21 protein-coding genes and 1 riboswitch are annotated in these 17689 nt (G+C 58.2%); of the genes, 10 read left to right on the top strand and 11 right to left on the bottom strand.

All coding sequences use genetic code 11. The features are described 5' to 3' along the window. The first annotated feature begins 2 nt into the window (after positions 1-2). Positions 3-833, top strand: coding sequence for an MBL fold metallo-hydrolase (locus tag WA845_RS19135; RefSeq protein WP_045534855.1), 831 nt, complete (start codon positions 3-5; stop codon positions 831-833). A gap of 21 nt (positions 834-854) precedes the next feature. Further along, a complete protein-coding gene (locus WA845_RS19130; protein ID WP_004441767.1) occupies positions 855-2636 on the top strand; it encodes a chloride channel protein in 1782 nt (593 codons plus the stop codon). A gap of 288 nt (positions 2637-2924) precedes the next feature. Here WA845_RS19130 and WA845_RS19125 read toward each other — a convergent pair whose 3' ends face one another. Further along, positions 2925-4091: a peptidase S41 gene (locus WA845_RS19125; RefSeq protein ID WP_337322534.1), complete on the bottom strand. Its 1167-nt coding sequence runs from the start codon at positions 4089-4091 to the stop codon at positions 2925-2927. A gap of 482 nt (positions 4092-4573) precedes the next feature. Between WA845_RS19125 and WA845_RS19120 the strand changes: the two genes are divergently transcribed. Beyond that, positions 4574-5203 carry a DUF1062 domain-containing protein gene (locus WA845_RS19120; RefSeq protein ID WP_112554377.1) on the top strand — a complete coding sequence of 210 codons (630 nt, stop codon included), beginning with the start codon at positions 4574-4576 and terminating at the stop codon, positions 5201-5203. A 44-nt stretch (positions 5204-5247) separates the two neighbouring features. On the opposite strand, the gene WA845_RS19115 is transcribed toward WA845_RS19120, so the two are convergent. Beyond that, entirely contained in the window at positions 5248-5895 is a 648-nt protein-coding gene (locus WA845_RS19115) for a glutathione S-transferase family protein (protein WP_037092774.1), read from the bottom strand. Positions 5896-6114: 219 nt separating this feature from the next. On the opposite strand from WA845_RS19115, the gene WA845_RS19110 reads away from it, so the two are divergent. Next, a complete protein-coding gene (locus WA845_RS19110) occupies positions 6115-6771 on the top strand; it encodes a redoxin domain-containing protein (RefSeq protein WP_112554379.1) in 657 nt (218 codons plus the stop codon). Between the two features lie 50 nt (positions 6772-6821). On the opposite strand, the gene WA845_RS19105 is transcribed toward WA845_RS19110, so the two are convergent. Next, positions 6822-7274 (bottom strand): DUF5680 domain-containing protein, encoded by a 453-nt coding sequence (locus WA845_RS19105; RefSeq protein WP_035208813.1) that lies wholly within the window; start codon positions 7272-7274, stop codon positions 6822-6824. A 162-nt stretch (positions 7275-7436) separates the two neighbouring features. Here WA845_RS19105 and WA845_RS19100 point away from each other — a divergent pair, with 162 nt between their 5' ends. From WA845_RS19100 to fghA, 3 genes are read left to right on the top strand one after another with little or no spacing between them, the layout of a single operon-like run. Further along, complete coding sequence (locus WA845_RS19100; RefSeq protein ID WP_004441780.1) at positions 7437-7892, top strand: YaiI/YqxD family protein; 456 nt, start codon at positions 7437-7439, stop codon at positions 7890-7892. Between the two features lie 25 nt (positions 7893-7917). Beyond that, positions 7918-8577: a DUF1345 domain-containing protein gene (locus tag WA845_RS19095; protein WP_004441782.1), complete on the top strand. Its 660-nt coding sequence runs from the start codon at positions 7918-7920 to the stop codon at positions 8575-8577. Between the two features lie 28 nt (positions 8578-8605). Beyond that, positions 8606-9439, top strand: a complete 834-nt coding sequence (gene fghA / locus WA845_RS19090; RefSeq protein ID WP_112554381.1) for an S-formylglutathione hydrolase — start codon at positions 8606-8608, stop codon at positions 9437-9439. A 58-nt stretch (positions 9440-9497) separates the two neighbouring features. Here the strand turns inward: fghA and WA845_RS19085 are convergent, their stop codons facing one another. The 6 genes from WA845_RS19085 to crcB all read right to left on the bottom strand — a co-directional run bounded on the left by WA845_RS19085 (position 9498) and on the right by crcB (position 13586). Next, on the bottom strand, positions 9498-9887 hold the full coding sequence (locus WA845_RS19085) for a RidA family protein (protein ID WP_004441786.1): 390 nt from the start codon (positions 9885-9887) through the stop codon (positions 9498-9500). 217 nt (positions 9888-10104) lie between these two features. Continuing rightward, on the bottom strand, positions 10105-10593 hold the full coding sequence (locus tag WA845_RS19080) for a hypothetical protein (RefSeq protein ID WP_035208812.1): 489 nt from the start codon (positions 10591-10593) through the stop codon (positions 10105-10107). A gap of 60 nt (positions 10594-10653) precedes the next feature. Continuing rightward, positions 10654-11448: an ATP12 family protein gene (locus WA845_RS19075; RefSeq protein WP_112554383.1), complete on the bottom strand. Its 795-nt coding sequence runs from the start codon at positions 11446-11448 to the stop codon at positions 10654-10656. A gap of 32 nt (positions 11449-11480) precedes the next feature. Next, positions 11481-12146 carry an HAD family hydrolase gene (locus WA845_RS19070; RefSeq protein WP_037092784.1) on the bottom strand — a complete coding sequence of 222 codons (666 nt, stop codon included), beginning with the start codon at positions 12144-12146 and terminating at the stop codon, positions 11481-11483. A gap of 6 nt (positions 12147-12152) precedes the next feature. After that, on the bottom strand, positions 12153-13142 hold the full coding sequence (locus WA845_RS19065) for an RluA family pseudouridine synthase (RefSeq protein WP_022556167.1): 990 nt from the start codon (positions 13140-13142) through the stop codon (positions 12153-12155). A 66-nt stretch (positions 13143-13208) separates the two neighbouring features. After that, positions 13209-13586 (bottom strand): fluoride efflux transporter CrcB, encoded by a 378-nt coding sequence (gene crcB / locus WA845_RS19060; protein ID WP_006697447.1) that lies wholly within the window; start codon positions 13584-13586, stop codon positions 13209-13211. Positions 13587-13786: 200 nt separating this feature from the next. Between crcB and WA845_RS19055 the strand changes: the two genes are divergently transcribed. Beyond that, the gene (locus WA845_RS19055; protein ID WP_112554387.1) at positions 13787-14116 is read left to right on the top strand and encodes a hypothetical protein; all 330 of its coding nucleotides are present in this window, start codon (positions 13787-13789) and stop codon (positions 14114-14116) included. A 212-nt stretch (positions 14117-14328) separates the two neighbouring features. Here WA845_RS19055 and WA845_RS19050 read toward each other — a convergent pair whose 3' ends face one another. Further along, complete coding sequence (locus tag WA845_RS19050; protein WP_112554389.1) at positions 14329-15303, bottom strand: copper chaperone PCu(A)C; 975 nt, start codon at positions 15301-15303, stop codon at positions 14329-14331. An 89-nt stretch (positions 15304-15392) separates the two neighbouring features. Beyond that, the gene (locus WA845_RS19045; protein WP_112554640.1) at positions 15393-15773 is read right to left on the bottom strand and encodes a hypothetical protein; all 381 of its coding nucleotides are present in this window, start codon (positions 15771-15773) and stop codon (positions 15393-15395) included. 171 nt (positions 15774-15944) lie between these two features. Between WA845_RS19045 and WA845_RS19040 the strand changes: the two genes are divergently transcribed. Next, complete coding sequence (locus tag WA845_RS19040; protein WP_006697443.1) at positions 15945-16130, top strand: DUF3008 family protein; 186 nt, start codon at positions 15945-15947, stop codon at positions 16128-16130. A gap of 167 nt (positions 16131-16297) precedes the next feature. Continuing rightward, positions 16298-16385, top strand: a riboswitch (glycine riboswitch). Between the two features lie 150 nt (positions 16386-16535). Next, positions 16536-17675 (top strand): glycine cleavage system aminomethyltransferase GcvT, encoded by a 1140-nt coding sequence (gcvT, locus tag WA845_RS19035; protein WP_006697442.1) that lies wholly within the window; start codon positions 16536-16538, stop codon positions 17673-17675. Positions 17676-17689: the final 14 nt, after the last annotated feature.

Here is a 17689-nt window from a genome sequence, read left to right as displayed (position 1 = left end):
GCGTGGCAATCTACCGTCGCCGCTTCACGGTTCTCGGATGCGCCTCGTCACCCGGCGTGCCGCGCATTAACGGCGACTGGGGCGCCTGCGACCCCGATAATCCGAAGAACCGGCGCACGCGTGCGGCCTTCATGGTGGAACAGATCGGTCCTGATGGCGGCAAAACGACCGTTGTGATCGATACTGGTCCTGATTTTCGCGAGCAGATGATCGCCGCGAAGGTGGAGGCTATCGATGCCGTTCTCTACACCCATGCTCATGCCGACCATCTGCATGGCATTGACGATCTGCGCATCTATTTCGCACTCCAGAAAAGCCGCGTCCCGATCTATGCCGATCCCATTACCATGGCGCGCATCCGCGATGGTTTTGCCTATTGTCTCGAGACGCCGGCGGGCAGCAATTATCCACCGATTGTCCGGCCTTATCTGATTGCCGATATCAACGAGCCGGTTGTTATTGATGGAGCAGGAGGACCAATCGCCTTTCGGGTGCATATGCAACAGCATGGGGACGTCCATTCTTTGGGTTTCCGCATTGGTGACGTGGCCTATTGCACCGATGTCAGCGATTTTCCGGCCGAAAGCCTGCCGAAACTCGCCGGACTTGAGGTGCTCGTCATCGACGCCCTGCAATATCGCTATCACCCCAGCCATCTATCACTCGAACAGGCGCTCGGGTGGATCGAAACACTGGCACCCAAAAGGGCGATCTTGACCCACATGCATATTCCGCTCGATTATGAGACGGTGATGCATGAAACGCCTGATCATGTTGAACCGGCTTATGATCAGATGCGTTTCGAAATTGAGATCGATCTCGAAGCCGCCTGACGCCGCCTGAAAAGGAACAGCATGTCGACTAAGCCTTTCCGTGCACCGAGTATGGCGAGCTTCTTCGACAATCTGCGCGCCAGCCGCCTGCGCGCCATGTTCCGACGCGGCGAACTCGGCCTCGTCGCGCTTGCCGTGCTCATCGGCATCGCAGCCGGCCTGCTGGTGGCCTTGATCGGCGCTTTGAGCACGGCATTGCATGTGCTCGTCTTTGGCGTCGAACGTCTGAGCAGCAGCGATCTTTCCGGACAGATCGTGCTGGTGGGGCCGATCATGGGCGGTGTCCTGCTTGGGCTGATCATCTTCATCCTCTCCAAAACCCGCAAAAAGCCGATGGTCGACCCCATCGAGGCAAATGCGCTGCATGGTGGCCGCCTGTCGCTCACGGACAGCATCATTGTCTGCGTGCAGAACATCGTTTCCAACGGTTTTGGCGCATCTGTCGGGCTCGAGGCGGGCTACACGCAGATTGCCAGCGGCGTTGCATCGAAGATCGGCATCAAGCTGAAACTGAGGCGAGGGGACATGCGCATCCTCGTTGGCTGCGGCGCCGCGGGCGCCATCGCGGCCGCCTTCAACGCGCCTCTGACTGGCGCATTTTACGCCATCGAACTCATCATCGGCACCTATACAGTCGTCACGCTCGCCCCGCTGATCGTTTCGGCGCTGGTGGCGACAACCGTTATCGGCCTGATTGGCGGCCATGGCCTTTCCATCGATATCGTCGATGCCAGCCGCGTGACGCCCGCCGATTACGTGCCGGCTATTTTTCTTGGGGTTGTGTGCGCGGCAATCGGTATCGTGCTCATGCAGGCGGTGTCCTTCATTGAGGAGACGGCGCGCAAAAGCGCTATTCCTGGCTGGCTGCGTCCTACGCTTGGCGGCATCGTTGTCGGTGGGCTGGCGTTGATTTCACCGCAGGTTCTCTCGAGCGGCCATGGAGCCTTGCATCTCAACATCGATGCCGACCTGACGATCTACGGGCTTGCAGGATTGTTCCTGTTGAAGGCGGCGGCCAGCGCGATCTCGATAGGTTCGAATTTCCGCGGCGGCCTGTTTTTCGCCTCGCTGTTCATGGGATCGCTGCTCGGCAAGATTTTCGCACTCTGCGCGCCCTATATCGGCTATGGCTCGACGGCCCCGATCGTCTACGCTGTGATCGGCATGAGCGCCTTTGCCGCCGCCATCATCGGTGGTCCGCTGACAATGACATTTCTGGCGCTGGAACTGACCGGCGACTTCCAGATTACGGCGCTCGTGCTTGCCGCCGTCATCACCACATCGCTGGTGGTGCGCACCACCTTCGGCTACTCCTTCGCCACCTGGCGTTTTCACCTGCGCGGTGAGAGCATTCGCAGCGCCCATGACATCGGCTGGATCCGCGACCTGACGGTGGGCAAGATGATGCGCGCTGACATCCGCAAGGCCAATGTCAGCATGGGGCTTCCGGCCTTCAAGGAGAAGTTCCCGCTCGGTTCGACGCAGCGGGTCATCATGACCCACGATGACGGGCGTTATGCCGGGATCGTTCTCGTGCCGGAAATCTATGCCGATCCGATGGATCGCGACCCAAGCAAGATCAGCCTCGAGACCTATCTGCACTACAAGAACGACGTATTGCTGCCGACCATGAATGCACGGCAAGCGGCGGCAGCCTTTGACGCGGCGGAAAGCGAAGCACTCGTCGTCGTCAACGACAAGATCGAAAATCGTCCCGTTGGCCTGCTTACCGAAAGTCACACGCTGAGACGCTACAGTGAAGAGCTCGATCTGCGACGCCGAGAGGCATCAGGAGAATTATGATCGACCTGGATATGGATCTTTCAATGCGACAAGCGGCGCTTTTCAATGATGACAGCGACGGCGCTGCGATCTGACAGCTTACGGTTTTCCCGGTAACTAAGCACGAAAAGTTCCATAATCTATCTTATGCGATTATTGTATGCGCGCTGGCGGGTTCGGGAATGACGTCAACCTGCAAATGTTCCTATGGGTTGTCTCCTGCAAGGCACATTCAGTGAAACACGCCTGTCCCAATATCGGCATGGATGAGAGAAGCCAGATCGCTCGCTGGCATAAATGGCCCCTCGTCTAATCACACAGAACCTTTAAAACTCGCTGATGGAATGCGTCTTGTGAAACCTCAGCGGCAGGCCCTTCGATCCATTCCAAATCGAGATGCAGTTTTCCTGCAGGAACCATTTGCTGTGCGATCTCAGCCGGTGTGGTTTCGTCGCTGGTTCCGTTCTCCCAGTCGTGAAAGGCTGATGAGTATCGAACGACCGCTCCACTGGTCGGCAAATCGAGCAACCCTCCCTCGGCAAAAAACGTCAGGCCGTCGCCCATTTCTTCCCCGACGAGCTTGAGCCTACGTCCCAGACGATGTTTGAGAATGGCCACAAATACTATCGCTGCAGAAAACGTGAACTTATCGACAAGCACAACAACCTGCCTGCCTTCGTTTTCAGAGATGGCGTCGATCAAGGGCATAGTTTGAAGAAAATCGCCACCGGTGTTTCCGCGAACATCAATCAAGAGTTTGTTGTTCCCGCAGGTTCTCACGCGCTCCGCTGCAGCGGAGATGGCTTTCGGCAGCGCACTTTCGCTTGGGTCGAAGAAACTCGGCAATAATATTGAAAGCCCAAACTCCTGCCGGTCCTCAATCTCCACAAATGTCCGAGGTTTCCAGGCCGGATCAGCCTTGCCATGCTCGTTTCTCGGGTAGAGCATCGATGCCGGAACAGTAAGCCGGTTCTCCACTTTCAGGTCGGTGATCTGCCCATTCTCGCCTTTCAGGCGATATTCAGTGCTACTCTCTTTTGAAGAAAACCCGAGATGGGCCAATGCATATGGCCATGCGAGGAGAATCGGTCCGATCACCCGTTTCCGCTGGCGCGTTCCCGCCAGAAATTTCCCTGCGGCGGCTTCAATCTGGCCAAGGGGTGTGCCGTTGACTGCTATCAGCTCCCCTCTTGGCACAGTTGTTTCCAGTGCCGTGTCAGTTAACTGCACCCCCGTTCCAACGCTTACAAACCTCAGCGGGAGCACCGAAATGGAATCGTTCGGGATCAACCGTGTGTGTCCGTTGTCGGGAAGCGCAAGCAGGCGCATCGCGGAAAACAGAAAGGCCTCTTTGGAGCCCTCCAAAGCGTATCGTCGGGTATCATAAATGCAGCGATCTATCATCGCCGGTTCGATGCGCCGAAAGCTGGGATCGACTGGCAGGACAGTGTCCAGAATTTTCTCGAGGTCTTGCATCAGTGACATGATCCACGATGCGCACAGCTGTCTGTCGATGTCCAGATTGGGCTTGAGCCAGACCTTCCCCTCTCCCCGTAAAATGCATTTCTGATATTAGTTTAACATTAGCCGACAAGCCATTGTATTTATTGTAAATAGTCCAAAGATAAAAACTTGGTCGTCTTTTCTATGAGGGACTCCATCTGCCGCCGTTTATGTGTTATTGCTCCTGGCGAAGAGCATTGGCGCATCGAGGTAGACTTTGCCTAAGTAAATACCGGTCTCAATCCAGTTTCACCCTGTGCGGATAGCCACCGGCTATCGCCGCATGATCATGTTCATCGGGTGGTGGCAAGAGACCGGTCTGGCATCGTTACAATGTGCCCTGCGCAGCTATGCTGTTTCAGCTCTTCACCACTCCAGAACACCGCCACGCCGTTCCCGCATGGGTTTTCTCCTGCACCATCTTGGTGGACTTCCGAATGGAAGACCAACCGACTATGTGCAATATATTTCGGGTCCAGTGGACCGTTACACCCAGAACCGCGCCGCAGCCCTGGATTGCCTGCAGCGGATGCGGAGAAGCGAGGCCATTTCAGCCGAGCGGCAAGATCCGCCTCAATGCCAATGGCCGCAAGCTGGATGCCTGGCTCATATACAGATGCCGGATATGCGACAGGAGCTGGAACCGGCCGATCTTTGAGCGGCGGACTATTCGCGACATCAGCCCTTCTGTTCTCGAGGCGCTGCAGAACAATGACCCGCAATGGATAAGGTTGGAAACGTTCAATCTCGAGGCGTTGAGACGCAGATCGCCGCGCGTCGACGAGTTTCCCGAATTCGATATCGTGAAACAGATACGGGATGAATCTCCGGATTGGGCCGTGGCGGAAATTGATCTCATCGTTCCGTTCCAGACCGGTATACGCCTCGACCGCCTGCTGGCGTCTGAGCTCGGGCTCTCGCGGTCGCTTCTACAAAGGCTTCAGCGCGGCGGCCGGATTCGCACGCACGGCGACGCCTCCGATCCATGGCGACGCCAGGTGAAAAACGGCACGCGGATCGTGATCGAGCGGTGCGATGGCCTCGATCCGTTATGTTTGTGGAAATCTGTCACGGCGGAGTGCTAGCGCACAGCGAGGGCCTGAAGTTCGGGCCCTCGCGATGGTATCAATCAGTTCGATGCGGCTTTGAAAACCGCCAGCTGATCGGCAAATGCGCGTCGGTAGGCGGGACGCGCCTCGCCTCTCGCCACATAAGCTGCAAGGTTCGCATATTCATCGAGAATGCCCGAGCTTTTTATCCGTTGCAGCACCGATATCATCAACAGGTCGCCGGCGCTGAACGCGCCGTCGAGCCACTCGCCCTCACCCAGTCGCTGGGACAGTTCGCCAAGTCGCTTGCGAATACGTTCATCGACGATCTCCAGGCGTTCACGATGCCAGCTCTTGTCCCTTTCGACAAAACCGGCGACAAAATGCTCGACTATCGGCGGTTCCACGGTGCTGAGCGCCGCAAACATCCACATGATCGCGCGCGCCCGCGCGTTCGCTTCCCGCGGCAACAGGCCGGCGTGGCGCTCGGCTATGTGGAATATTATCGCACCGGATTCGAACAGGACGAGATCGCCCTCCTCATAGGTCGGGATCTGCCCGAAGGGCTGAAGTGCAAGATGCCCTTGCTCCCGCATCGCCTTGAAGGAAAGAAGGCGAACCTCGTACGGTTGCCCCACTTCCTCCAGTGCCCAGCGGACACGCATGTCGCGGGCAAGACCCTTGCCGCCATCGGGCGAGCGTTCAAAGGCGGTAATGGTGATTGTCATTGCTGTTCTCCATCACTCCCCCATGCAAAATTGCCCCCCGCAATTCTGTCGCCCGGCGTGGTGTCACAATAGGCGCCGGAATGAGCGAAAACAACGCATCGTGTTGTCGGCACACGCTAAAGGGCTGGCCATTTCACGCAAAAACTCTAAGCTCCTGCGCTGGAGACGGATTGCCGCACCATCAGTTTTCAGTTCAAATGATTAGGGAGAAAGCACCAGATGAGCCTGCGTATCAACGATATAGCGCCCGACTTCACCGCCGAGACCACCCATGGTCCGATAAGCTTTCACGACTGGATCGGCGACGGCTGGGCGGTCCTGTTTTCGCATCCGAAGAATTTTACGCCGGTCTGCACCACCGAACTCGGCGCTATGGGCGGCCTGCAGCCGGAATTCGAAAAGCGCGATGTGAAGATCATCGGTATCTCGGTCGATCCCGTCGAAAGCCATGAAAAATGGAAGAACGACATCCGCACCGCCACTGGCTTCAATGTCGATTATCCACTGATCGGCGATAAGGACCTGAAGGTCGCGAAGCTTTACGACATGCTGCCGGCCGGCGCAGGCGACAGCTCGGAAGGCCGCACGCCGGCCGATAACGCCACCGTACGCTCGGTCTTCGTCATCGGTCCTGACAAGAAGATCAAGCTGGTCCTCACCTACCCCATGACCACCGGCCGCAACTTCGAGGAAATTCTCCGCGCCATCGATTCCATCCAGCTGACCTCGAAACACCAGGTGGCGACGCCAGCCAACTGGAAGCAAGGCGAAGACGTCATCATTACCGCCGCCGTCTCCAATGAGGATGCGATTGCGCGTTTTGGTTCCTATGACACGGTTCTTCCCTATCTGCGCAAGACGAAGCAGCCGGGCTAATTTGAAGCCTGATGGGGCGGCGAAACATCATCGCCCCATCATCGCAATTTTCATGGCTTTATGATCCCGCCATGATAGTCGAGTCGGTAAGTCTCGAAATGTCCGAGATAAATGCGCTCGACGCCGGTGAACGACTGGAATTCGCCTGCATTCGTGTCGACATAGACCAAATTCTCCACCGGGTGCGTGAAGCCGCCCAGAAACCGCCCTTCCCGATAGAGCGTGGAAAGCGAACGTTGAATGACCATGCCGGCCGTTGTGGCGTCGATCATATCGGGCCGGAGGATGCGGCCGTGATAATTCATCGCCCACATGGCTGTCCCCCGGTGCCAGACGACCTCTTGACCGATGAAATCGGTTCCGCCGAAATAGCTGTCGATATAGTGCCAGTCTCCGTCGCGATAGCCGAGATCATGCGATCCCGTCCGAGTGGGCGTGGCGGATTTGTTGCCCCCGCCAACATATGTGGCGGACTTGGCCCTCACTATGAACTCTTCCAGCATGGAACCCTCTTAGGAAAGAACATAAGGGGAACATAATTCATTCCCGGATCGTTCGCAAGCGCCACGCCCTGCCCTTGCCTCGCCCGTAATTTACCAATCGCGGACTTGGTAATCGCGGCGTTTGCGCTTAAAAGCGTGGCAGAACGATCCAAAAGAGTGTCCATGCAGCAAAATCCGCAAATCTACGTCGATGCCGATGCCTGTCCAGTGAAGCCGGAAATCCTCAGGGTCGCGGAGCGGCATGGGCTGGAGGTAACTTTTGTTGCCAATTCCGGTCTGCGCCCGTCACGCGACCCCATGGTCAGAAATGTCATTGTTTCCGCCGGTTTCGACGCGGCGGACGACTGGATTGCCGATCATGCCGGCGAGAACGATATCGTCGTTACTGCCGATGTGCCGCTGGCCGGGCGCTGTGTTGCCAAAGGCGCACTGGTGACGGGTCCGACGGGCCGCGTTTTCGACCAGTCGAATATCGGCATGGCAACGGCGATGCGAGACCTTGGTGCACATCTGCGCGAAACCGGTGAAAGCAAGGGCTATAATGCCGCTTTTTCGCCGCGCGATCGATCCGCTTTTCTGGAGACGCTTGACCGTTTCTGCCGCCGTGTCAAAAAGTGATGCCGCAAGCAGAAAGGCCCAGCCCATGACCCCGGCCAGTTCCAACAGCAATACCTATCGCCGACATCAACCTTTTTTCATCGCCGTTCTTGTCGGGGCTTCCGGCCTCGGTATTGCATTGGCTCTCGCGCCTTCCGTGGCAATAGAAATCGCGGCAGTTTCTTTCTTCCTGACCTATCTGACGCTGGTCGCCTTTCGTCTTTCCAAATTGACGGCGCAGCATCTGAAAGCCCATGCCGACAGCGACGATCTCCCCGCAATTGCCATCATCGCCGTGACGCTGCTGGCAGTGACCGTCGCCGTGGTGTCCCTTTTTCAGGCGCTCAACCATACTGGTGAAACCGTCTGGACGCTGGTCATCGCTTTCGCCTCGGTGATTTTCGGCTGGTTGACCATCCACACCATGACGGCCCTGCACTACGCGCATCTTTACTGGCGTCCGCACACGGTCGACGGCAAGCGCCAGCATCGCGGCGGCATGGACTTCCCCGCGACCAAAGAGCCCTGCGGTTACGACTTTCTCTATTTCGCCGTGGTGATCGGCATGACGGCGCAGACCTCGGACGTGGGTGTGACCACGACCGCCATGCGCAAGGTCACGTTGCTGCACTCCATCGTCTCTTTCTTCTTCAACACGGTTCTGGTAGCGGCAGCCGTCAATGCCGCAGTCTCGCTTGCCGGTTGAACCGGGATTTTTTCAAAGGAATGGCTTCATGAACATTATTTCGCAAAATACGGCCTTTGGTGGCATGCAGGGCGTATTTTCCCATGTATCCGAGACCCTGAAATGCGAGATGACCTTTGCGGTTTACGTACCGCCGAAGGCAATCCACGAGCCATGCCCCGTCCTGTGGTATCTCTCCGGCCTCACCTGCACCCACGCCAATGTCATGGAGAAGGGCGAATATCGCCGCATGGCTTCCGAACTTGGTCTTATCGTCGTGTGCCCCGACACCAGTCCGCGCGGCAATGACGTACCGGATGAACTGACCAACTGGCAGATGGGCAAAGGCGCGGGATTTTATATCGACGCGACCGAGGAACCTTGGTCGGAGCACTACCGGATGTACAGCTACGTGACGGAGGAGTTGCCTGCACTGGTAGGCCAGCATTTCCGCGCCGATATGAGCCGTCAGGGCATTTTCGGCCACTCCATGGGCGGCCACGGCGCGATGACCATCGCCCTGAAAAACCCCGAACGGTTCAAAAGCTGCTCCGCTTTCGCGCCGATCGTGGCTCCCTCCTCCGCTGACTGGTCGGAACCGGCGCTGGAAAAATATCTGGGACCGGACCGGGCAGCATGGCGTCAATACGACGCCTGCTCACTGGTGGAGGACGGTGCGCGTTTTCCCGAATTCCTGATCGATCAGGGCAAGGCCGATAGTTTCCTGGAAAAGGGCCTGCGGCCATGGCTGTTCGAAGAGGCGATCAAAGACACGGATATCGGCCTGACGCTGCGCCTGCACGACCGCTACGATCACTCCTATTATTTCATCTCCACCTTCATGGACGATCATCTGAAGTGGCATGCCGAACGGCTCGGATAAGCCGCAAACACAAAGCGGGCGGCGCCTGCGAACGCCGCCCCTTTAGGCCGACCGCATCTCACGGGATGCGGGCGATCACCTTGATCTCGAAATCGAAGCCCGCAAGCCAGTTGACGCCGACGGCGGTCCAGTTCGGATAAGGCTGTTTGCTGAAAATCTCCTGCTTAACGGCCATGATCGTCCCGAACTGGTTCTGCGGGTCGGTATGGAACGTCGTCACGTCGACAATATCGTCGAACGTGCATCCCGCGGCCTTGAGCGTGGCCGCGAGATTTTCGAAAGCAAGCCGAACCTGACGCTCAAAGTCGGGTTCGGGCGTTCCGTCGGCACGGCTGCCGACCTGACCGGAAACGAAAAGAAGGTCACCCGACCGAATTGCCGCGGAGTAACCGTGCTGTTCGTAAAGCGCGTGCCGGTCTGCGGGAAAAATTGCCTCGCGTTTGCTCATCTTGCATCTCTCTTTTTGGCTGAGTGGCGTCGGAAGAAAAACTTCGGACGCCCAATTCACATACGTTGCGTATGTGAGATAGTAACCTACACGACGCATGTCAATTGAGATACGTGACGTATGTGAATATCGAGACGCACTTTGTCAAAGCAGAAGATGGTTTCCGGCGATGGCGCGCGGATGACTGCCGCAGTCCCGCTCACGCCTTTGGTCCAATCTATGGAAACAGCGCCGTCGCCAGCGTGGTCGGACCCGGCCGGTTCAATCTGAATTCGCGGATCACCCGCTCGGCAACGCCATAAGCAAGCTCCTGCTCTAAAGCCTCGTCATCGAAGCTGACGACGGTGGCGGTGAATTTGGCTTCGGCGATCACCTCGCCCGTGGCCACGGCGGCGGCCCGCACGATGACCTTGGCGGAGGCCTTTTCACCGAAAAGGAAGGGACCGCGTGTGACGGATGCAAGGCGGATGGTCAGCACCACGCGCGGTCGGGTCTCTCCCCGTGCTGTGGTCTTGATCGCATTCTGAACCTGCGCATGAATGGACTGCATTAGCGCCGGCGCCACATCCGGTCGTGCTGCAACAAACGCGCCGCGCACGTCGTAAAGCAGCCGATCGGCACTGGTCGCTTCCGGTTCAAGCCTGAAAGACATGAGCATGAAACACGCCAGCACAATAATGCCAAGGCGTTTCAGCATGGTTGTCATGATCTGCGGCTCCCCTTACGTGAGGTAGCCTGATGATCGTCGATCAGGGTTAGAAAAGCGTTAAGATGCGCTCGTCAGAGACTCCAGAACATTGACCGCGGCACGCATGTCGATGAGACGGACGGCCCGGCGCTCCAGCGCCTCCTCATCCTCACCCCATTGTTCCGCAGTCCAGTCTTCATCCAGATGGGCAAGCGCCCAGGCTTCCTCAAGCGTCAGCTCTCCTTCCGCCAGCGCCAGCGCCAGAATGGCAGACCCTGTCAGCGACGTCATGGTGTGGAGTGCCGCGAGCGCGATCGGTGTATCGTATTTTTTCAGCGTCACTGCAAAGGCGGCGATGGCCTCCCGCGGCTGGTCGCGATGCATGACTCCCTCCACCAGAATGAAGCGCGCGCCAAGTACATTGGCCGCCCAGTCGAGCACGGGATCCCAATGGTCCGTCTGGCGCGCGACCAACGCGTCCGGTTCACCAGCGCGGTAGCAGAGGAGATCGGAGGAGGAAAACCGCAATATATCCTCAAAAACCGCCTGCGTATCATTGGCGACGCCGTCGATGGCCGTGTTCACGTGGCGCGACACCGGCATGACAACCGGATTGACGACCTCGGTCTGGGCGTCCCATTCATCGCGAAGCAATTCCGCGAGCGACCTCGACGGCACGACCAACGGCTTCTTGGCGGGGGTGCGCAACGGCTTACCGTCGAGAAGGATGGTGAAGCCTTCCTCCGCCGCCTCGCCGACCGTCACATCCTTGTAGAACCGCTTGGGCAGCGGTTTCTGCATCTGGATCTGCGCGCGCAGGATCGGATCGGGGTGGCTCAGGCCTTCCGAAAGGTCGTTCAGGAGATCACGCATGGCACATCCTCATCGGTCGGTAGAAAGGATAATTAGGGATTATCGGTCGGAACATAGACCGGGATTTCACGCGGGTGGCTGACGACTGCATCGGCGCCCGCCGTCCAGAGTTCGTCGATGGACGCATAACCCCAGGCGACGCCGATCGCTTTTGCGCCCGCAGCTTTTGCCATCTGCATATCATAGACCGCGTCGCCTATAACGACAGTATCGGCCGGAACCATGCCGGTTTCATGGCAGCATTCCATCACCATGGCCGGATGCGGCTTGGAAGGGCAATCATCCGCCGTGCGCGAGACAATGAAGTGCCTGGCAAATCCATGGGTTTCGAGAATGTGGGTCAGCCCGCGCCTCCCCTTGCCCGTCACCGCACCGATCAGCACGTCATCCCGCCTTGAAAGGGTGTCGATCAGAGGGGCAATGCCCTCGAAAAGCGGCTCGATCATGCCCGGACGTGCACGGATCGGATGGTAGATTTCCTTATAACGCTGGGTCATCGCCTGAACCTCGTCATCCACATGAGCCTTGCCGAGCATGCGGGCGATGGCGATATCCAGCGTCAGACCGATGATCGCCTTGGTTTCGGAGATATCGGGGCGCGGCTTGCCGAAATCGGCGAACGTATCGGCCATGACCGCATGGATCAGGCCCGCGCTGTCCACCAGCGTTCCGTCGCAATCGAAAAGAACCAGTTTCATCTGCCGTCAGTCTTCCCTATCGCCATCGGCCACGTCGAGACCGAGCAGGTTCCAGGTCTGTACCATATGCGGCGGCAGGGGTGCGCTGACCCGAAGCCGGCCGCCATTCGGATGCGGAATGTCGATATGGCGCGCATGCAGATGCAGGCGCTTCTGGATGCCGCCCGGAAAATCCCAGTTTGGATCGTCGATGTAATATTTGGGATCGCCGATGATCGGGTGCCCCATATGCAGCGCGTGCACGCGAAGCTGATGGGTGCGGCCGGTATAGGGCTCCATTTCCAGCCAGGCGAGGTTCTGCGCGGCGGTATCGATGACGCGGTAATAGGACACGGCGTGATCGGCGCCCTCCTCGCCATGCTTGGCGATGCGCATGCGGTCTCCGTCGATCGTCTGTTCCTTGACCAGCCACGTGGAAATCTTGTCCTGGTGCTTGCGCGGCACGCCTTTGACGAGCGCCCAATAGGTTTTCTTGGTGTCGCGTTCGCGGAAGGCGGCGGTCAGTTTTTGCGCGGCACCTCTGGTACGGGCAACCACCAGCACACCCGACGTATCACGGTCCAGCCGGTGCACGAGACGCGGCTTTTCGCCCTTCTGGTTGGTCCAGGCTTCCAGCAAGCCGTCAATGTGCCGGGTCACCCCCGAGCCGCCCTGAACGGCGATGCCAGCAGGCTTATTGAAAACGAACACCTTGTCGTCTTCATGCAGCAGCATTCGTGCCAACAGCTCGCCATCGGCGGAATGTTTGAGGTCCTTCGAGCCGATCGGACCGCTTTTGGTCTTCATATCGGAATCGACCGGCGGCACGCGCACCATCTGTCCCGGCTGCACCCGCGCGTCCGTCTTCACCCGGCCGCCATCCACACGCACCTGGCCGGATCGCAGCAGCTTCTGCAACTGGCCGAACCCAAGCCCCGGATAGTGAATCTTGAACCAGCGATCGAGGCGCATACCGGCCTCGTCGGCCTCGACCTTGATATGCTCGATACCTGCCATAAATTTTCCAGTCTCTCTGTCCTGATCGCGCAGCCGTTTCTTCGGCGCGCCGTTTGGATCAAGCCTTTAGAACAAGTTGCGGCCCAAGGCCAGCCCGGCGAAAACCGCAGCGATGGAAACCGAAAGGCTCGCAAGAACGTAAACGGCAGAAAGGCCGAGCGCGCCGCGTTCAAAAAGCGAGACAGCATCGAGCGAAAAAGATGAAAACGTCGTGAAACCGCCGAGCACGCCGGTCACGAGAAAAAGCCGCATTTCCATCGAGGCATTCAGCCGTCGCGCCACGAGCTCCACCAGGAGACCGATCAGGAAAGAACCCACCACGTTGACCGTAAGCGTTCCCCAGGGGAAATTCACCCCCGCCAGCCGGACGCTCCAGACGCCGACCAGATAACGGAAGACGGAACCGATTGCGCCGCCCGCTGCGACGAGGACTATATTGATCATGCATTTATCTCCGGAGGGAACGGCCGGACCTCACGGTCCGCTTAGATTTTTAGACCACGTAAACCGCCTGCGAAACCCTTGGCCGGGCACTGCCAGCTGTTAAAATACGATTAAATTGCGCCTCCGCGATTTAGCCTTCCAACAACACGCAGATGCTAACCTGCGGTTTTTGAAGGTCGGCAACGATGGCCGGAGGTTGAATGACACAGGTTCTTTCCGTTTCTGCGAACACGGCAGCCTATGCGCTGGAGGCTGTAAAACCGTCACAGCGCGTACCGCGCCGGAGCGAGGTCGAAGAGGCCATTCACGAACTAGCGCGCAAGGCCGAGAACAGCGACGACTTCCAGCTTCGCGGCATGATGACTGTGATCAAGCCACCAGCCCTCACCCTCTATTTCCTGACCGTCGCCAGCCAGCATCAGGAACCGCAGGCGACGCTTGAGCAGGCCGTGGAGGCATACGAGGAAAACAACCTCCCCAAAAAAGCAGATGATATTATTTTGAATCAAGACGATAGACAGACGTCCTGATGTCGCTTGTTAGATGTCAATCCTGTCGTTGTGGGAGTGGCATTCAGCTTGGTGTCAGGTTGAGTTTCTAGACATCTACACCCGGCTTCCGGAAATCACCAAAAGCGAGCGTCATCCGTTTTCCGCCGCGGCGCCGAAACAATAGACCGGACAAATGAGAAATCTTGCGGCTACCGGACCTGTCACGCGTTCCGGTAGCCGCTTTTCATTGGTCAATTATGTTGATGGTCGCCGCCGCCCTTGGCAGCTCCCGCAGACAGTATGACGTCGACCTTCCCGGCTTTTTCGAAGATCAGCGTTACCGGCACTTTGTCTCCTTCGGCAAAGGGCTTCTTCACGTCGAAGAACATCATGTGCAGGCCGCCGGGTTTCAATTCCACGGTCTGACCGGCGGGAATGACGATGCCCTCGTCCAGCTTGCGCATCTTCATCACGTCATTGACCATGGCCATTTCATGGATTTCAGCGCGTCCGGCGGCAGACGATTCGACACCGATCAGCTTGTCGTCGCTATCGCCGCCATTCTTGATCGTCACATAACCGCCACCGACGGGCTGGCCCGGCAACATGGCCTTCGTCGCGCCGCCAGACACTTCGAGATTGCCAGCCTTCACGACATCCATATCCATGCTCATGCCTGCGTGATCATGGCCGCCCGCATGGGCTTTGGCGGTGACCTTGATGGTCGGCGCGGGATTTTTCAGCGAGTGGGGATCGACACCGGCTGCAGCCACTTCATCCCAGGAAACCTTGCCCTCGTCGCCGCAAAGCTGTGTCACCTTGAAGGGTAGTTCCTGCCCCACCTCGACGCTCGAAACCTTCCCCTGCACGGCAAAGGTATCGTAGAATTCGTCCGGCAGATTGCCGCCCTTCCAGCGAATTTCGACTGGCCCGCTTTTGATCTCCTTGCCGTGATTTTTATAGGCCTTCCGGTAATCGCCCTTGATGACCTCCAGCTCCCAGCCGGCCTTCGGCTGCGGCTTGGCGGAAATGAAGCCCTCCGGCAGCTTGATCTGCACTTCCGTCGTGGCAAGCCCGCCTTCGCAACCGTGCGGCACCTGAAGAGCGGCGACGACAGTGCTTTCCTGTTCGGCCGAGCCGTCAACAAAGGTGGCGTGAGCAAAAGCCTGCGCGGTGGAAACCGCGGCGATAAAAAGGGTCGATGTGATGATCTTGGTGGTTTTCATTTGTCTGTCCCTGCGACTGCCAGCCCATCGGGTTCAAGCAGCCGTTTCTTGCCACCGGTTCGGCGGCGATGATCCTGTAAGATGAAAAATCAGGCGGACAAGGCTGGCGGGCCGCGTGCGACCGGTTTGCGGATCGTCGGGACTGGGTGGAAACGCCAATCGGTGGACAGGCGGTTCTCAAGCCAGGTAAATTCGGTCTTCAGCCAGCTTTCCTTGTCGGGGACCGGCAGAAGAATGGACGAGGCCAGCAGGCAGGCCTCGCAAAACAGGATCGCGTCGCCCGAATGGGCGGGCCCCTCCTTGGCATGCGAGGCATTCACCCCGCCGCCATGGCCGAGGCAGATCTCCGCAAAGGTGCCGTCAGGCAGCCGGTAGCTCTCATCGAGCGCGACTGCGGGGGCTGCGGCAAGCGCCGGCCTGTGGGCAAAACCGAGCGACAGCATCAGGATTGCACAGAAAATGCGAAGCATTTTCTCGATCCCTGTCAGCCGTCTTTTTCGATGTGCGCCCATGATCTCATGCGATATCGCGCTTCCCTTCGATTTCAAAGGGGAATTTTGCCGCAGGCTTGACGTGTATGAGGAACAATCGCCGCAAGGCGGCATTTTCCTGCAACACGGATCGTTCAAGGGAGACATGACATGCCTGCCAAATCGAAAGCCCAGCAGAAAGCCGCGGGTGCAGCACTCGCCGCCAAAAGGGGCGAAACGAAGAAATCCAGTTTAAAAGGTGCTTCAAAAAGCATGGAGAAGTCCATGACGGAAAAGGAACTTGAGGATTTTGCCTCAACGAAACGCAAGGGTTTGCCGGCAAAAAAATCGGAATGACGGCGTCTTTCCACCGCCATTCCCATTCGCGGGAATGATGACGGAATGACAATATCGCAACGTCGTTGCGAAAGAGATGAAGGATGATGGCGCAGATGGAGCAAGAATCTGTTCAGATGCGTCATTTGGTCCTTGCCAATAGCGGGTCTTCGAAGATAATGAGCGTCGCATCATCGTTGGGAGAAACCGCTTCAATGCGGTGCCGAAGGAGCAACCGCCCCGGAAACTCTCAGGCAAAAGGACCAGCGATGACGACGGAACTCTGGAGAGAAGCCACCTTTCATAAGGACGGCTCGCCGAAGGGATAACAATCTCAGGCGACAAGGACAGAGGGGGCTCTTGAACCGGCGCATCTGCGCCACGACCTGAGCCCGCGCGATTGCTCGCGCAACCCTGGAGGCGTCCTTGGACGATACCGCCGCGCTGAAAACCACGCCGCTTCATTCCCTGCACTTATCGCTTGGCGCCCGCATGGTGCCATTCGCCGGTTACGACATGCCCGTGCAATATCCGGCCGGCGTTTTGAAGGAGCATCTTCAAACCCGCACCTCAGCCGGCCTCTTTGACGTCTCCCATATGGGGCAGGTGATTGTGAAGGCAAAGTCCGGCAACAACGCCGATGCCGCACAGGCACTGGAAAAGCTGGTGCCGGTGGATATTCTCGGCCTCAAGGAAGGCCGCCAGCGCTACGGTTTCTTCACCGACGACAAGGGCTGCATTCTTGATGATCTGATGATCACCAATCGCGGCGATCACCTTTTCGTCGTCGTCAACGCGGCCTGCAAGGATGCCGACGTCGCCCATATGAAGGCGCATCTTTCAGACAGCTGCGAAATCACCCTTCTCGAGGACCGCGCCTTGATCGCGCTGCAGGGCCCCCGCGCCGAGGAGGTACTGGCCGAACTCTGGACGGGCGTTTCCGAGATGAAATTCATGGACGTGCAGGAGGTGCCGCTGCACGATGTTGCCTGCATCGTCTCCCGCTCCGGTTACTCCGGTGAAGACGGCTTTGAAATTTCCGTGCCGGCAGACAAGGCAGAAGAGATCGCCAGGGCCTTGCTCGAACATCCCGATTGCGAAGCCATCGGACTTGGCGCGCGTGACAGCCTGCGCCTGGAAGCAGGCCTTTGCCTTTACGGTAATGACATCGACACCACGACCTCCCCCATCGAAGCATCGCTGGAATGGGCGATCCAGAAGGCGCGCCGTGCCGGCGGTGATCGCGAAGGCGGTTTCCCGGGCGCGGAACGCATTCTTGGTGAACTGAAGGACGGTACATCGCGCCGCCGCGTCGGCCTGAAGCCCGAGGGCAAGGCACCGGTTCGTGGCCATTCGAAGCTTTTTGCGGATGCTGAAGGCAAGACGGAAATCGGCGAAGTCACCTCGGGTGGTTTCGGTCCTTCGGTCGAAGGCCCCGTCGCCATGGGTTACGTGCCTGTTTCTTACGCCGCTCCCGGCACTGCGATCTTCGCGGAAGTGCGCGGCAAATATCTGCCCGTCACCGTCGCCGCCCTGCCCTTCATCAAGCCCACCTACAAACGATAATTTCATCCCATCTC

The organism is Agrobacterium sp. CMT1, from assembly GCF_037203725.1.
GTDB classification, from domain to species: domain Bacteria; phylum Pseudomonadota; class Alphaproteobacteria; order Rhizobiales; family Rhizobiaceae; genus Agrobacterium; species Agrobacterium pusense.
The sequence above is the reverse complement of the archived record's forward strand: the minus strand, read 5'-3'. Positions and strand labels throughout refer to the sequence as shown.

Coding starts and splice junctions, on each gene's coding strand:
- WA845_RS19055 (WP_112554387.1), top strand. CDS start 13,787: ATGACACAGGTTCTTTCCGTTTCTGCGAACACGGCAGCCTATGCGCTG.
- WA845_RS19045 (WP_112554640.1), bottom strand. CDS start 15,773: ATGCTTCGCATTTTCTGTGCAATCCTGATGCTGTCGCTCGGTTTTGCC.
- WA845_RS19120 (WP_112554377.1), top strand. CDS start 4,574: ATGTGCAATATATTTCGGGTCCAGTGGACCGTTACACCCAGAACCGCG.
- WA845_RS19110 (WP_112554379.1), top strand. CDS start 6,115: ATGAGCCTGCGTATCAACGATATAGCGCCCGACTTCACCGCCGAGACC.
- WA845_RS19115 (WP_037092774.1), bottom strand. CDS start 5,895: ATGACAATCACCATTACCGCCTTTGAACGCTCGCCCGATGGCGGCAAG.
- WA845_RS19100 (WP_004441780.1), top strand. CDS start 7,437: ATGCAGCAAAATCCGCAAATCTACGTCGATGCCGATGCCTGTCCAGTG.
- WA845_RS19125 (WP_337322534.1), bottom strand. CDS start 4,091: ATGCAAGACCTCGAGAAAATTCTGGACACTGTCCTGCCAGTCGATCCC.
- WA845_RS19095 (WP_004441782.1), top strand. CDS start 7,918: ATGACCCCGGCCAGTTCCAACAGCAATACCTATCGCCGACATCAACCT.
- WA845_RS19070 (WP_037092784.1), bottom strand. CDS start 12,146: ATGAAACTGGTTCTTTTCGATTGCGACGGAACGCTGGTGGACAGCGCG.
- fghA (WP_112554381.1), top strand. CDS start 8,606: ATGAACATTATTTCGCAAAATACGGCCTTTGGTGGCATGCAGGGCGTA.
- WA845_RS19130 (WP_004441767.1), top strand. CDS start 855: ATGTCGACTAAGCCTTTCCGTGCACCGAGTATGGCGAGCTTCTTCGAC.
- crcB (WP_006697447.1), bottom strand. CDS start 13,586: ATGATCAATATAGTCCTCGTCGCAGCGGGCGGCGCAATCGGTTCCGTC.
- WA845_RS19105 (WP_035208813.1), bottom strand. CDS start 7,274: ATGCTGGAAGAGTTCATAGTGAGGGCCAAGTCCGCCACATATGTTGGC.
- WA845_RS19085 (WP_004441786.1), bottom strand. CDS start 9,887: ATGAGCAAACGCGAGGCAATTTTTCCCGCAGACCGGCACGCGCTTTAC.
- WA845_RS19065 (WP_022556167.1), bottom strand. CDS start 13,142: ATGGCAGGTATCGAGCATATCAAGGTCGAGGCCGACGAGGCCGGTATG.
- WA845_RS19040 (WP_006697443.1), top strand. CDS start 15,945: ATGCCTGCCAAATCGAAAGCCCAGCAGAAAGCCGCGGGTGCAGCACTC.
- WA845_RS19080 (WP_035208812.1), bottom strand. CDS start 10,593: ATGACAACCATGCTGAAACGCCTTGGCATTATTGTGCTGGCGTGTTTC.
- WA845_RS19075 (WP_112554383.1), bottom strand. CDS start 11,448: ATGCGTGATCTCCTGAACGACCTTTCGGAAGGCCTGAGCCACCCCGAT.
- WA845_RS19050 (WP_112554389.1), bottom strand. CDS start 15,303: ATGAAAACCACCAAGATCATCACATCGACCCTTTTTATCGCCGCGGTT.